Origin of the sequence: Pseudomonas sp. efr-133-TYG-103a (assembly GCF_030209235.1) — a bacterium.
Classification (GTDB): Bacteria; Pseudomonadota; Gammaproteobacteria; order Pseudomonadales; family Pseudomonadaceae; genus Aquipseudomonas.
In genome coordinates, this window is sequence record NZ_JARVSK010000022.1 from 74847 (window position 1) to 89483 (window position 14637).

At 60.7% G+C, this 14637-nt stretch carries 11 protein-coding genes; 7 read left to right on the forward strand and 4 right to left on the reverse strand.

Going from position 1 to position 14637, the window contains the following annotated elements; genetic code table 11:
- Window positions 1–240: 240 nt before the first annotated feature.
- Both QRN36_RS18925 and QRN36_RS18930 read right to left on the reverse strand, forming a co-directional pair.
- Entirely contained in the window at window positions 241–1167 is a 927-nt protein-coding gene (locus QRN36_RS18925; RefSeq protein ID WP_285425462.1) for a Gfo/Idh/MocA family protein, read from the reverse strand.
- 86 nt (window positions 1168–1253) lie between these two features.
- A complete protein-coding gene (locus QRN36_RS18930; protein ID WP_285425463.1) occupies window positions 1254–2441 on the reverse strand; it encodes a DNA-binding transcriptional regulator in 1188 nt (395 codons plus the stop codon).
- 173 nt (window positions 2442–2614) lie between these two features.
- Here QRN36_RS18930 and xylA point away from each other — a divergent pair, with 173 nt between their 5' ends.
- The 7 genes from xylA (at window position 2615) to QRN36_RS18965 (ending at window position 11423) form a co-directional block, all read left to right on the forward strand.
- Window positions 2615–3931: a xylose isomerase gene (xylA, locus tag QRN36_RS18935; protein ID WP_285425464.1), complete on the forward strand. Its 1317-nt coding sequence runs from the start codon at window positions 2615–2617 to the stop codon at window positions 3929–3931.
- A gap of 157 nt (window positions 3932–4088) precedes the next feature.
- Complete coding sequence (xylF, locus tag QRN36_RS18940; RefSeq protein WP_285425465.1) at window positions 4089–5090, forward strand: D-xylose ABC transporter substrate-binding protein; 1002 nt, start codon at window positions 4089–4091, stop codon at window positions 5088–5090.
- Between the two features lie 218 nt (window positions 5091–5308).
- On the forward strand, window positions 5309–6880 hold the full coding sequence (gene xylG, locus QRN36_RS18945) for a D-xylose ABC transporter ATP-binding protein (protein WP_285425466.1): 1572 nt from the start codon (window positions 5309–5311) through the stop codon (window positions 6878–6880).
- Window positions 6881–8017: a sugar ABC transporter permease gene (locus QRN36_RS18950; RefSeq protein ID WP_285425467.1), complete on the forward strand. Its 1137-nt coding sequence runs from the start codon at window positions 6881–6883 to the stop codon at window positions 8015–8017.
- A 173-nt stretch (window positions 8018–8190) separates the two neighbouring features.
- The gene (locus tag QRN36_RS18955; protein ID WP_285425469.1) at window positions 8191–8781 is read left to right on the forward strand and encodes a DUF4157 domain-containing protein; all 591 of its coding nucleotides are present in this window, start codon (window positions 8191–8193) and stop codon (window positions 8779–8781) included.
- A 264-nt stretch (window positions 8782–9045) separates the two neighbouring features.
- On the forward strand, window positions 9046–10503 hold the full coding sequence (locus tag QRN36_RS18960) for an AAA family ATPase (protein WP_285425470.1): 1458 nt from the start codon (window positions 9046–9048) through the stop codon (window positions 10501–10503).
- Complete coding sequence (locus QRN36_RS18965; protein WP_285425471.1) at window positions 10500–11423, forward strand: hypothetical protein; 924 nt, start codon at window positions 10500–10502, stop codon at window positions 11421–11423. Before QRN36_RS18960 ends, QRN36_RS18965 begins: the two co-directional genes overlap by 4 nt.
- A 57-nt stretch (window positions 11424–11480) precedes the next feature.
- Here QRN36_RS18965 and dusA read toward each other — a convergent pair whose 3' ends face one another.
- Window positions 11481–12482, reverse strand: coding sequence for a tRNA dihydrouridine(20/20a) synthase DusA (gene dusA / locus QRN36_RS18970; RefSeq protein ID WP_285425540.1), 1002 nt, complete (start codon window positions 12480–12482; stop codon window positions 11481–11483).
- A 302-nt stretch (window positions 12483–12784) separates the two neighbouring features.
- Complete coding sequence (gene dhaL / locus QRN36_RS18975; protein ID WP_285425472.1) at window positions 12785–14500, reverse strand: dihydroxyacetone kinase subunit DhaL; 1716 nt, start codon at window positions 14498–14500, stop codon at window positions 12785–12787.
- Between the last annotated feature and the right edge of the window lie 137 nt (window positions 14501–14637).

Sequence of the window (14637 nt, forward strand, 5' to 3'; positions counted from 1 at the left end):
CTCAAGTCCTGAACTATCGATTGTGTCGATAGCCATCATCCGCACGGGCGCCGTTCAATTCAGGGCGGCAAACCGGGATCATGGCGCCATTGATTCGAAACCGGACAAGGATTTTCACCCATGACAGTCAACATGACCCTTCTGCTGATGCTGATCGTATCGTTTTCCATCGCACTGGCAGGCGTCGCCCAGTTCTGAAGCCCGGCAGGTCACCTCACGGGGCCTGCCAGCGCTCACCCGTTACTCGTGAAACTCAGCCACCGTCTGTTTGCTGCCGACGAAAAAACTGTCGGCGACGATGCGCAGCGGCTGCAGGTCCAGATCACTCTGCCGATCGGCGATCAGCTGCGCGAAGTGCCGGTACATCGCCGGATACTCGCCCTCCTCGGCCACCGGCTGGCTGACCCCGTCGATAGCCACCTGCGCGCCACCGGCGTCCAGGCGCATCACACCCTCCTCGCAGTGCAGCTCGATGCTCCATTGCTCATTCACGCTGTGATCGAAATCCAGCTCGGCCACCACGTGCACCGCTGGGCCTGAACGCATCTGCAACGAGGCGGCGATCGGCGACTGACAATTGCTCGGCACGCTCAGCGCAGCAGCTTCGACGAACAGCGCGTCAGGCAGCAGATCCGTGACGATGGACAGCGCATTGATCCCCGGATCGAACACCCCCAAGCCGCCCGCCTGCCAGATCCACGCCTGACCGGGATGCCACTTGCGCACCTGTTCCTTCCAGTCCACGCGCACCTGCTTCAGGGTCTTGCCGTGCAGCCAGTCTCTGGCATTCGACACGCCCGGGGCGAACCGCGAATGCCAGGCGAACAGGCCGCTGACCCCCGCCGCGTTGACCTCATCGATCAGCGCCAGGGCCTCGCCTAGGGTCGAGCACGGCGGCTTTTCCACCAACACATGCTTGCCTGCTTTCAGCGCCTGTTGCACCAGCGCGAAGCGACCTTGAGGGGGCGTGCAGAACGCGATGGCATCCACCGGCGGGCCGTTTTCCAGGAGGTCGGCCAGCGAGCTGAAATTATCGACGCCGGGGCACGGCGCTCCCAGCGTGGCGACGGACACCAGCTTGAACTGCTTACTGGCATTGATCGCCGGCACATGCTGGTCTTGCGCGATCTTGCCGTACCCCACCAGCCCTAAACGAATCGGATGCATCGATGACTCCTGTGATGTTGTCTTTATTTGCAGTCGTATGTTGTCGTCCGACGCCGCGCCCGCGGGGCGTCGTGTAATCAATCTGCTCAGTGAATCGCTGCCCCGGCCCCTTGCTGGTACTCGCGCGGCGTGCAGCCAAATTCGCGACGGAACACGGTGTGCAGGTACTGCGCCGACTTGAAACCGCAATGCTGAGCAATGTCGGCGATGGCCGAATCGGTCTTTTCCAGCCGTGTCGCGGCGGCGGCCAGTTTGAAGCGCAGGATTTCATCGTGCACGCTGCAGCCTCGTTCCTTGCGAAAATGCGCCTCGAGCGAAGACCGTGAGACACCGACGTAGCCCGCCACCTGCGCAGTCTTGATGCCTTGGCAAGCGTACTGGCGGATGAAGTGCAGCGCCTGCATGACGTAGGGATTGCCCAATGGCTGATGCAGACTCGACGCCTGCACATTGATTGCCTCCGGCGGCACCAGAATCTGACTTCCCGTCGCGGGCATGCCGTGCAGCATCTGATGCAGCAGACGCGCCGCCGTGCGGCCCATGCTCTGGGTGCCTTGAATCACCGAACTGAGCGGCACGCGGGTGAGCGTGCGGGTCAGCGGATCGTTGTCGATGCCGATCAACGCGACCTGTTCCGGCACCGCGATGCCGGCGGTCAGGCAGGCCTGCAACAGCTGACGCGCACGGGCGTCGCTGACGGCGATGATGCCGATCGGTTTGGCCAGGCTCTGCAGCCAGGCGATCTGCTGTTCAACGGCGCTGTCCCACAACGGCGCGCTGGTGCTCAGGCCCCGATAGACCTCGCCAGTCAACCCATCGCGCTTGAGCAATCGGCGAAACGCCTTCTCGCGTTCCTGTGCCCAGCGATTGCTTTGCGCCTCGGGCAGGCTGAAACAGGCGAAGCGGGTCAGTCCGGCCTCGATCAAATGCTCGTACGCCAGTTTGATCAGCGCGAAATTGTCGGTGGCCACGTAGGGAATGTGGTTGGGATAGGCCCGTTCGTCTTCGTAGGAGCCACCCACCGCGACCACCGGCAAGCGACTGCCAGCCAAGGCCTCGCCGATCAGCGGGTCGTCGAAGTCGGCAATGATGCCGTCGCCCTGCCAGCGCTCGATGCCCTTGAGGCGGCAGAGAAAATCTTCCTCCAGAAACAGATCCCACGACGCGCGGGTGCTGCTCAGGTAGTTGCCGATGCCTGTGATGATGCCGCGATCGTAGATTTTGCCGCCGTTGAACAACAGGGCAATACGGTGAACGGGCGGGACGGTTTTCATTGTTGTTTCCCCGAGCCTGTGAAACAGGTCGGCACAGACTAGGCCTGCGCCGAGGGAATCTCAATACTCAAAATCGAACACCGAGTTGGTGATTTTCGTAATCGGCGGGCATCGGGCCGTTGCTAGTATCCAGGCAGCCTCAGATCAAAAACAGAACAACAAGGAAACGTCCGATGCCCTGCTTTCCCGATATCGACCGAATTCGCTACGAAGGCCCTGCCAGCCAGTCGCCCCTGGCCTTCCGTTACTACGACGCCGACAAGATCATCCTTGGCAAACCCATGCGCGAACACCTGCGGATGGCCGCCTGTTACTGGCACACCTTCGTCTGGCCGGGCGCGGACATGTTCGGCGTCGGCACCTTCAAACGGCCCTGGGTCAAACCCGGCGATGCGATGGCGCTGGCGCGCCTGAAGGCTGAGGCCGCGTTCGAGTTTTTCTCCAAACTGGGCATCGACTATTACAGTTTCCACGACACCGACGTGGCCCCGGAAGGCGCGTCGCTCAAGGAGTACAGCGATAACTTCGCGCAGATGGTGGACGTGCTCGAAGGGCATCAGGAGCAGACCGGCATCCAGCTGTTGTGGGGCACCGCCAACTGTTTCAGCAACCCGCGTTTCGCCGCTGGCGCGGCCAGCAATCCGGACCCGCAGGTCTTCGCCTACGCAGCCGCTCAGGTGTTCAACGCGATGAACGCCACGCTGCGCCTCAAAGGCTCCAATTACGTGCTGTGGGGTGGCCGCGAGGGCTACGAGACGCTGCTCAACACCGACCTCAAACGCGAGCGCGAGCAGCTGGGGCGCTTCATGCGCATGGTCGTCGAGCACAAATACAAAATCGGCTTCAAGGGCGATCTGCTGATCGAGCCCAAGCCGCAGGAGCCGACCAAGCATCAGTACGATTACGACAGCGCGACGGTGTTCGGCTTCCTCCACCAGTTCGGACTCGAGAACGAAATCAAGGTCAACATCGAAGCCAACCACGCCACCCTCGCCGGTCACAGTTTCCATCACGAAATCGCCACGGCCGCCTCGTTGGGCATCTTCGGCAGCATCGACGCCAACCGCGGCGATCCGCAGAACGGCTGGGACACCGACCAGTTCCCCAACAGCGTCGAAGAGCTGACCCTGGCGACCTACGAGATTCTCAAGGCCGGGGGATTCCGCAACGGTGGTTACAACTTCGACTCCAAAGTCCGCCGCCAGAGCCTGGACGAAATCGACCTGTTCTACGGCCACGTCGCCGCCATGGACGTCCTCGCCCTGTCCCTGGAGCGCGCCGCCGCCATGATCGAAAACGATGTCCTGCAACAGTTCAAGACCCAGCGCTATGCCGGCTGGGACACGCCGTTCGGCCAAGGAGTGCTGTCCGGCGACTTCAGCCTTGAATCACTCGCGCAGCATGCATTGGCAAACGCGTTCGACCCCAAAGCGGTGAGCGGACGGCAAGAGATGCTCGAGGGCGTGGTGAACCGGTTTATTTATCCCTGAGGTCCTACAGGCCAACGCCGGTCTCTGCACGTAAAGAGGCCGGTTACATTCTCACGACAATTCCCTGCTCGCGGCGCGCGGCAGCTATCTACAGTTCTACCGGCAACACGTACACGCTCATGAAGTGCCCCAAACAAAAATAAAAGGACGCACCACAATGAAGAACCTGAAAGTCACCCTGCTCGCCAGCGCTCTGGCCCTGCTCAGCCTTCCGGTCATGGCCGACTCGGCTCATCCGAAAATCGGTTTCTCCATCGACGATCTGCGCCTGGAACGCTGGTCGCGAGACCGCGATTACTTCGTGGCCGCCGCTGAGAAAATGGACGCCAAAGTCTACGTCCAGTCCGCCGACGCCAATGAGCAGAAGCAGATATCGCAGATCGAAAACCTGATTTCAAGGGGCGTGGACGTCATCGTTATCGTGCCTTTCAACGCCACGGTGCTGACCAACGCCGTCGCCGAAGCGAAGAAGGCCGGCATCAAAGTCGTGTCTTACGACCGGCTGATTCTGAACGCTGACATCGACGCCTACATCTCTTTCGATAACGAGAAGGTCGGCGAGATGCAGGCCTCGGGCGTCCTCAAGGCGGCTCCCAAGGGCAACTACTTCCTGCTGGGTGGCGCGCCGACCGACAACAACGCCAAAGTGCTGCGCGAAGGCCAGATGAAGGTCTTGCAGCCGGCCATCGACAAGGGCGACATCAAGATTGTCGGTCAGCAGTGGGTCAAGGAATGGAACCCGACCGAGGCGCTGAGCATCGTCGAAAACGCCCTGACCAAAAACAGCAACAAGATCGACGGCATCGTTGCATCCAACGACGCTACGGCCGGTGGCGCGATCCAGGCGCTGGCCGCACAGAAACTCGCCGGCAAAGTGCCGATTTCCGGGCAGGATGCAGACCTGGCAGCGGTCAAGCGGGTCATCGACGGCACTCAGACAATGACCGTCTACAAGCCGCTGAAACTCATCGCCTCAGAAGCCGCCAAGCTTTCGGTGCAGCTGGCGCGCAACGAGAAACCGGCGTTCAGCTCGCAGTACGACAACGGCACGAAAAAGGTCGACACCATCCTCCTGACCCCGACGCCGCTGACCAAGGACAACATCGACCTGCTGGAAAAAGACGGGTTCTACACCAAGGATCAGATCGCCGGGAAGTGATCACCCTCTGCAGGCTGCCATAGCTGCAGCGTGAGCCCTGCACCGACACCTGCAGGAGCGTGGCTTGTCCCGCGGCTGGCGGGCACCCCGTCGTGAAACCTGACGCTGTGGTTTGCCTGACACAACGCCTCGGTTGACTTCACGACGGCTTCTCAGCCAGTCGCAGGGCAAGCCGCGCGCCTGCTCGAGAACTCCGGTCTGTCCTGGAATACTCCGCAATGTCCGATTACCTGCTGCAAATGAACGGCATCGTCAAAGCCTTCGGCGGTGTCAAAGCCCTCAACGGGATCGATATCAAGGTGCGCCCCGGCGAGTGCGTCGGCCTGTGTGGCGAGAACGGCGCCGGCAAATCCACGCTGATGAAAGTCCTGTCCGCGGTGTACCCATACGGCACCTGGGAGGGTGAAGTCCTCTGGGACGGCGAACCGTTGAAAGCCCATTCCATCAGTGAAACCGAAGCGGCCGGCATCGTCATCATCCATCAGGAGCTGACCCTGGTGCCCGACCTGTCGGTGGCGGAAAACATCTTCATGGGCCACGAACTGACGCTGCCCGGCGGGCGCATGAATTACCCGGCGATGATCCACCGCGCCGAAGCCCTGATGCGCGAGCTGAAAGTGCCCGACATGAACGTCGCGCTGCCGGTTTCGCAGTATGGCGGCGGCTATCAGCAACTGGTCGAAATCGCCAAGGCGCTGAACAAGAAAGCGCGCCTGCTGATCCTCGATGAACCCTCCTCGGCCCTGACCCGCTCGGAAATCGACGTGTTGCTCGACATCATCCGCGACCTCAAGGCCAAAGGCGTGGCGTGCGTCTACATCTCCCACAAACTCGATGAAGTCGCGGCGGTGTGCGACACCATTTCGGTGATCCGTGACGGCAAGCACATTGCAACCACGGCCATGGCCGACATGGACATCGCGCAGATCATCACGCAGATGGTCGGCCGTGAAATGAGCAACCTCTATCCCACCGAGCCCCACGACATCGGCGAGGTGATTTTCGAGGCCAGGCACGTCACGTGTCATGACGTGGACAACCCGAAACGCAAGCGCGTCGACGACATCTCGTTCGTGCTCAGGCGCGGGGAAATCCTCGGCATTGCCGGCCTGGTCGGTGCCGGTCGCACCGAGCTGGTGTCGGCCCTGTTCGGCTCCTATCCGGGCCGCTATCAGGCCGAAGTCTGGCTGGACGGCAAGCCGATCGACACCCGGACGCCACTCAAGTCGATTCGCGCCGGGCTGTGCATGGTCCCTGAGGACCGCAAGCGTCAGGGCATCATCCCCGACCTAGGCGTCGGTCAGAACATCACCCTGGCGGTGCTCGACAGCTTTGCGCACCTGACGCGCATCGACGCCGAAGCCGAACTGGGCAGCATCGACAAGGAAATCTCGCGCATGCACCTGAAAACCGCGAGCCCGTTTCTGCCCATCACCAGCCTCTCCGGCGGCAACCAGCAAAAGGCCGTGCTGGCGAAAATGCTCCTGACCCAGCCCCGCGTGCTGATCCTCGACGAGCCAACCCGCGGCGTCGATGTCGGTGCCAAGTACGAGATCTACAAGCTGATGGGCGCGCTGGCCGCCCAGGGTGTGTCGATCATCATGGTGTCGTCCGAGCTGGCCGAGGTGCTGGGCGTTTCCGACCGCGTGCTGGTGATCGGCGACGGCCAGTTGCGCGGCGACTTCCTCAATCAGGGGCTGACTCAGGAGCAGGTCCTCGCTGCCGCACTCAGCCAGCCCCAGGGACATAACAATAATGATCGACCGGATGCCGTGGGGAGAAGCGCGTAAATGAATCAGGTCAAACAACTCTTCACCCGCTACAAGATGCTTGCGCTGGTCATCGCCATCGCGCTGATCTGGGTGTTTTTCAGCTGGCAGACCGAGGGCGGTTTCGTCACGCCGCGCAACCTCTCCAACCTGCTGCGGCAGATGTCGATCACGGGGATTCTCGCGTGCGGCATGGTGCTGGTGATCATCAGCGGCGAAATCGACCTGTCCGTCGGCTCGCTGCTGGGTTTGCTGGGCGGCGTCGCGGCCATCCTCGACGTGGTCTACCACGTGCCGCTGCCGTTGAACCTGGCCATCGTCGCGGCATGCGGGTTGGTGATCGGCCTTGTCAATGGCTGCATGACCGCTTACCTGCGCATACCCTCGTTCATCGTCGGTCTGGGCGGGATGCTGGCGTTTCGCGGGATTCTGCTGGGCATCACCGGCGGCACGACGATCGCCCCGGTTTCGCCGCAACTGGTGTATGTCGGCCAGGGCTACCTGCCGCCGCTGGCGGGCGTCACGCTGGGTGTGCTGCTGTTCGCCCTGACGCTGTTCCTGACCTGGCGCCAGCGTCGCAACCGTGCGCTGCACGGCCTCGCTGCGCACGCCCTGATGCGCGATGTCGTGCGGGTGCTGGCCATCGGCGCCGTGCTGGCGGGCTTCGTCTACACCCTGAACAGCTACGACGGGATTCCCGTGCCGGTGCTGTTGCTGCTGGTGTTGCTCGGGGTGTTCAGCTACATCACCAGTCAGACGGTGTTCGGGCGCCGCATCTATTCGGTGGGCAGCAACATGGAGGCCACGCGCCTTTCCGGCATCAATGTGCAGGCCGTGAAGCTGTGGATTTTCGGCATCATGGGCGTCATGTGCGCACTGGCCGGTCTGGTCAACACTGCGCGGCTGGCAGCCGGCTCGCCCTCGGCGGGCAACATGGGCGAACTCGACGCGATTGCCGCGTGCTTCATCGGCGGAACGTCCATGCGCGGCGGCTCCGGCACCGTCTACGGCGCGCTGCTCGGTGCGCTGGTCATCACCAGCCTGGACAACGGCATGTCGATGCTCGACGTCGACAGTTACTGGCAGATGATCGTCAAGGGCAGCATTCTGGTGCTGGCCGTGTGGGTCGATGTCAGCACGCGTAGCGGACGGCGCTGAGGCCAAGGGACCCAGCGCAATCAGGCTGGCTTCTGCAGAAACGTGGTCGGCGACAGACACGGCTTCTGCAGAAGCACGCTTGCACCCACCGGGTCGAAATCCTCATCGACATCGGTTCTGAAATCCCGCACAAAAGGCTACGCTGACGCTCTCGTCCCTTCTGCGGAAACCCGATGCGCCCACGTCTATTCGCCCTGCTCCTGGCATGTCTATGCGCAAGCGCAGCCGCCGAACCCACCACCTGCCCTGCCGGCGAAAAACTCATCTGCCTGAACGGTTGCTTCTGTCTGCCCGATATCGGCCAGATACTGGGCAGCGGCATGCCCACCGACATCACCCAGATCGCCGGGCCAGCCCTGGCGTTGTGGCTCAGCCAGTCTCGCGCCGAAGCCGCAACCGGTCTGACCCAACCCATTCCCGAACAGATCCGCGAGAAACTGCTGCGCTGGTACCCTGCCAGCGTCCTCGATGCAGCGCTGTACAAGGTCGGCGACGACGGCGAACTCAGCGCCGCCCACGCCATGATGCAAAATCCCGATATCGGCGCCGTCACGCTGATCGACATCATCGTGTTCCGCAGCGCCAGTGACGCCGAAAACAACGTCGCCCTGTGGGCCCACGAGCTCAAACACGTGCAGCAATATCAGGAATGGGGCGTCGACGGATTCGCCCAGCGCTACACCCAGGACTTCAACGCCGTGGAAGCGCCGGCGTACGAGATACAGACCACCGTCAGCCGAGTGGTGCGTGGGCTGGACCCGTGAAACGGCTGTCGCCGCCATTTGTAAACTTGTACGATCCCCGTGCAGGAAGGAGCGCAAGGCCGGACCTGAACCGATTACTTTCATGGAACGGCGTCAATAATGCACTAAGGCCTGGAGACGCGGCGCGGGTACCTCTGCACATAATCTGCACAACGGTGTGAGTGACGGCGTCTAGCAGATAGCCTGCTGCTCACTTTAGAATCATGATCATTGCCAACACCGCCCAAGAATAAACTGCGGAAGGCCTTCGTAACGAGTTTAGTGATGCTGACGAGTATTCAATACAAGGATTCGCGCTTGCTGTTAGCTGTTCGAAACAAGCCGAACATTTTCGATATCGACTCTCTGTCGCTCATCATTGGCCCAAACGGTGCGGGAAAGACGGAATTTCTCAAAGCGACGATAGAAAAATTCAACCCGCGTTCGCGCACGCAATTACAAGATTGTCGACTTTTATTCAACGAGCGAGAGTATTTCTCATCGAAAAGTCTGTCCGAATGGGGCGTAATTTATTACTCCCCGACGCCGAACGGGCCCATGCTCGCCAAATATACGCGCTTCGTGGACGCCTCGAAGTCAAGAGGCCGAAACTTTTTCGAGCTGGTTGACCATGAGGATATTCTGGTCGACTTCAACATTTCGGTGGCATTGACCGCGCGGATCGAGCTTGACGTCAAGCGAATAGGCGTAACCCTGGCAGAAGCGTTGATCTCCAACAAGGTACTGCGCGGCGGATCAACAGACTTCGATTACGAGGAAGCAGAGAACTTCCAGCGAAAGCTCAAAGGACTGTCGGATTTCGCCTCCGATGAAGCCGCTTATCTGCACGCAGAAAAGCGGCACAAATCGAGCATTGCTCGGCTTGCTTCTATCCTTGTAGAGGAGTTACGGCGGGACGCACATACGTATCTGACCGCGCTCACGGTTGCACAACACCTGTTCAAAATTAAGGGTTTTGACATTCAAGCCATCTGCTGGGCGATTGTGCAGATCAGCGGACTGAACGCTTTCAATCACAACCTATCGATCCGGGTCCCTACGCGTCGGAAAATTGAAGACATCATTTCCAGAGTCGACAATACCTTTCAGCGTTTTCCGTTCGAAGAAACGCCTGATTACCCACTGACTTACAGCTATACGCTTGACGTCGATGCGGATCGGGACTGGTTCGAACGTGCCGAAATCCGTCAGATATTTAACGTTGCCCCCCCAGGCATGAGCTCTGGTCAGCAAGCGATCCTCAGGCAGATTATCGGCATCCACGAGGCGATGGAAAAGCTGAGTAAGCGCAAGAAACTGCTGATTCTGCTGGACGAGGGGGATGCTTTTCTGCACCTCCAGTGGCAGCGGCAATACATTCAGAAGATCAACCAGTTTCTCAAGAAAACCAAAGCCAGGTTCGGCTATCTCAATGTGCAAGTCATCATTGCCAGCCACTCGCCGTTGCTGACGTCAGACGTTCCGAATGAGTTCATTTGCCGGTTGGACGAGCGCGGGCTGCCTCTACCTGCGGCACCGTCTTTCGCCGCGCCGCTACAAAAAATCCTCAACCTCGGTTTTGACTCGAGCACGATAGGCGAGTTGGCAACGCGACGGATCAACGAAACTATCGATAATATTCAAAAAGGGACATTGACCGAGCAGGATGACTACATCATCGAGGCCATTGAGGACCCTATTATCAAGCGCGAGCTGATCTACATGAAAGAGCAAAACTCGTGATCATTGGCCTGAAAGATAACTGGAAGGATGCGCAGACACCTCACACTGCCTATCTGGAGAACATCATCAATGACTTCAAAAATAGACGAGTCACACTTGCTCCCGCTTTGATCGACAAATTCGTGGCCGATGTAGAACGCTGGGTGATTTCAGATCGTCGAGACGATCTGGAACGTGCGGCCGATCATCTCGACAATGTACTGGAAACCCTGTCAGACGCCGATCAAGAGCAATTGCTCGCCGAGCTCGGTGAGCTATTCAACTACACCTATTTCACACAAAAGAAGAAGACGATCTGGAATGCGTATAACCTCTGTGCGCTTTCGAAGTTCAGAGTGTGTCCCTACTGTCACCACAGCTATGCATTCACCCTGCATCGCGACAAGATGGGTTTGCTGCGACCGACGCTTGATCACTACTACGCGAAGTCCGATTACCCACACCTTGCGCTGACGCTTACCAATCTGATACCCAGTTGCTACACCTGCAATTCGACTTTAAAAGGCAGCATTAATTTCAGAACGAAAAAACACTTGCATCCGTTATTCGACGACGAGGACGTTTCATTCAGGTGTTCAGCAGCGGGCGGGACTATCGTGAAAACGGTTTCGTTCCTCGATTCGCAGCGCAGTAGCCTTACCCTGAGCGTGAAGGCTACGTCCGCCGCTGCAATAAACAGCATGGACACATTCGCCCTGCGGGAGCGTTACGAACTTCTGGAAAAAGAAGGCATCGACTTTGCCATAGCGCAACTCCAAACAAGAGAGCTGATCGAGAATCTGAGCGTCACGAACGGTACCGCAGTGAAGCTGGATCCGCGAATTCTCAAGGCTCGGCTCTTGCGCTTCGTGCCAGAGGACTATCGAGAGTACCTGCTTGGAAAACTCTATCTCGATCTAGACAACCAATTCAGAAGGTAAAGAAGTCAAGGCGGTATAGATCGGTGCACTGAAGGCAGAGCGCCTGCAACACGCCAATCACCGCCCTTCCAGCAACTCCCCAGCCTTGTCCAGCAAGCCCAGCGGATCATCGGTCTTGTGGATGTCCACCGAGAGCAACTGGCGGAATTTTCGTGCGCCGGGGAAGCCGGTTCCCAGGCCCAGCACGTGGCGGGTGATGTGGTGCATCGCTCCGCCGTCGCGCAGGTGCGCGGCGACGTAAGGGCGCAATTGCGCCAGCGCTTCGGCGCGCGAGATGGACGGTCGGCTGTCGCCGAACAGTTCGCGGTCGACCTCAGCCAGCAGGTACGGGTTGTGGTACGCCTCGCGGCCCAGCATCACGCCATCGAAGGTCTTGAGGTGGTCCTGGCACTCCTCCAGGGTTTTGATGCCACCGTTGAGGACGAACTCAAGATCAGGGAAATCCTGCTTCAGACGCGCGGCCACGTCATAGCGCAAGGGCGGGATTTCGCGGTTTTCCTTGGGCGACAGGCCCTCGAGAATGGCGATGCGGGCATGCACGGTGAAGCTGGTGCAGCCGGCGTCACGCACCGTACCGACGAACTCGCACAACTGCTCGTAGCTGTCGCGGCCGTTGATGCCGATGCGATGTTTGACGGTGACCGGGATCGACACCGCGTCGCGCATGGCCTTGACGCAGTCGGCGACCAACTGCGGGTGGCCCATCAGCACGGCGCCGATCAGGTTGTTCTGCACCCGATCGCTTGGGCAACCGACGTTGAGGTTGACCTCGTCATAGCCCGCCGTCTGGGCCAGGCGAGCGCTGGCCGCCAGGTCCGCCGGGTTGCTGCCACCCAGTTGCAGGGCCAGCGGGTGCTCGGTCTGGTCGTGGCGCAGGAAACGTTCGGCGTCGCCATGCAACAGCGCACCCGTCGTCACCATCTCCGTATAGAGCAGCGCACTCTTCGACAGCAGGCGCAGGAAGAATCGGCAGTGACGGTCAGTCCAGTCCATCATCGGCGCCACGGAGAAGCGCCGCGAGGCTTGAACGGGCTGGCTGGCATTGGAAGAGGCGGTCATCGGCAACATGGAATTGATCAGGCGGGTCAGGCGTAAAGGGCGCGTAGTTTACCAGTTCGCGAGGATTTAGCAGTCAGCCATAAAAAAACCCGCCGAAGCGGGTTGTTTTTTCAGTTCATGGCCATCCCGAGATCCGTTCGGTAGCGCTCCGCGCGATGGCTGATCATCCTTGATCTCTGAAGCGGGTCCTTCGCTTCAGTTGATGGATCCAATTTACCGCCGTCGTCCGATGTTTCATAGGGCGAGTTTTCGCCTGCGCGCGTAAGCCTTTCGCTATGGCTGCGGCGCGAAAATGACGTTTATCAGTCAGCCACCAGCGCGTTGGCGATCGCCTGCATCCACAGCGCAACTGCGAAAGCGCCCGGATCCACGTGGCCCAGTACCCGCTCGCCGAGATAAGACGACCGCCCCTTCGCCGGCAACAGATGGCGCGTCTGTTCGGCACCCGCTTGCGCGGCGCTCGCCACCTGAGTCGCAGCGACCAGAGGCGTTGCGTCCTGTGGCTGGCTCGCGAGCACTGTTGCTGCCGGAATCAGTGCGTCGAGCATCGTCCGATCGCCAGCGTTGGCTCCGCCGAGTCTGATCATCGCCTCGCAACCGGCCTGCAATGCCTGCGCCCACGCCGCTATCGTATCCGGATGAGGATGCGCGGCCAGGGTGACGCCCGCGCGCAGGGCGAACACGGCATACAGTGGACCGGACGTGCCTCCCAACACGCGTCGCAGAATCGCCGACAGCTGCTGAAGCGCAACGCCGGGGCGGTCGAGGGCAAGCGAGTCCAGGGCGTCGTCGATTGCCCTGGCGCCACGGGCGAGGCTGATGCCGATATCGCCGTCACCCACCTGTGAATCTAGCTCGGTCAACACGGACTCGTTGTCCTGCAGCGCCTGGCTGACAGTCTGAAGGACAGCGCGCAATACATGCTCGTTGCGCTGCGGCCACCCGCTGCCCTGAAGCGTGTCCTGCTCGGCGGCCTTGACGCGAGGAATCCGCCTGACAGCCGCGGCAGGTACGGTCATCCCGTGCCATGCACTGGCGTCGCTGGGCGCCTGCAGGCGCTTCAATGTCCGGTCATCGACCCGCATCAGCGAAAGGGAGCAGCCGGCCATCTCCAGCGCCGTCAGAAACGTGCCCACCATCGCCGCCTCGACGCTGATCCCGCGAGACGCGCAGCCTGACAGGACATGCCGCGCAACAATGTCGAGTTCCTGCACGGCGCTGCCACCCAGGTTGTTGACCATCAGGACCACGCGGTCCCCCCGTGCCAGCGCTCCGCGCTCGACGATCCGCTGCAACAGAACCTCGACCATGTCGCCCGCTCGCTGAATCCGGCCGCGCCGCACGCCGCTTTCGCCGTGAATCCCCAGGCCATATTCGACTTCGTCGTCTGCGATTGCGAAGCCCGGTTGACCCGCTGCAGGGACAGTGCACGGGCTGAGCGCCAGGCCCATGCTGAACAGACCGGCGGCAGCGTCCTGCGCTTCAGCCTTGACCTGCGCGAGGGACAGACCGGCTTCGGCAGCCGCCCCGGCGACCTTGTGAATGAACACCGTGCCGGCAATCCCTCGTCGCCCGACGCGTCCTGCGTCGTCATCCAGTGCCACGTCGTCGCCCACCACCAGCATCTCGACCCTGACGCCGGCGGCGGAGGCGATTTCCGCTGCCAGTCCGAAATTCAGCCGGTCGCCGGTGTAATTCTTCACCACTAACAGCACGCCCGCCGGACCGGCCACGGTCATGATCGCGCTGAGCACCGCATCCACGCTCGGCGATGTAAACACCGGCCCCGCCACCGCCGCAGTGAGCATGCCCTTGCCGACGTAGCCGGCATGCGCTGGCTCGTGGCCGGCCCCGCCCCCGGAGACGATGCTCACCTTTCCGGCCATCATCAGGTCCTGATAATCGCTGCGCACGACGATGTTTTCGCCCTCCAGCAGAACCCGGCGCTGATCCGCCATAACGACGCCTTCAAGCATCTCGTCAACCACGCTCAGCGGATCGTTGATCAGTTTCTTCATGGTGGGTGCCCCTTGTCCCGAATCGGTCCTCAGCACAATAGACGAAGGTGGCGGGAACAACCTGCCGCGCCCATGCTCCAACCAGTCTGGATCGAGCGTCCGCCCTCTTCGGCCACCGACAACCCTGCCACTTGGCA